This window comes from Xenorhabdus innexi, assembly GCF_002632485.1.
Taxonomy (GTDB): Bacteria; Pseudomonadota; Gammaproteobacteria; order Enterobacterales; family Enterobacteriaceae; genus Xenorhabdus; species Xenorhabdus innexi.
Map to the genome: position 1 here is coordinate 1 of NZ_NIBU01000300.1, position 214 is coordinate 214.

Consider the following 214-nt stretch of genomic DNA (forward strand, 5'->3'; position numbering starts at 1 on the left):
TCAAAAAGTCAGCTTGTTCTTGTGTTGGATAAATGCGTACTTTTGTTGCTCTTAACATTTCAGTGCTCACCTGTATAATGGCTTTATATTATTGACTTAAATAGGTTTTGTAAAATGAGCGCGCACAATAAAGCACTGCTTCAAGATTATCTCAGAAAAAGGCATAGTGTGAGCAAACTAGTTGTACATCTGGTGTTCACAACGAAATATCGAA

Annotated in this window: 1 protein-coding gene and 1 pseudogene; one reads left to right on the plus strand and one right to left on the minus strand. The window is 35.5% G+C overall.

What is annotated here, in order from left to right:
* Positions 1-58: helix-turn-helix domain-containing protein (locus tag Xinn_RS23675; protein ID WP_422645990.1), on the minus strand; the 58-nt coding region annotated here is incomplete at its 3' end.
* 56 nt (positions 59-114) lie between these two features.
* On the opposite strand from Xinn_RS23675, the pseudogene Xinn_RS21720 reads away from it, so the two are divergent.
* A pseudogene (locus tag Xinn_RS21720) lies at positions 115-214 on the plus strand (IS200/IS605 family transposase); the annotation flags it as partial.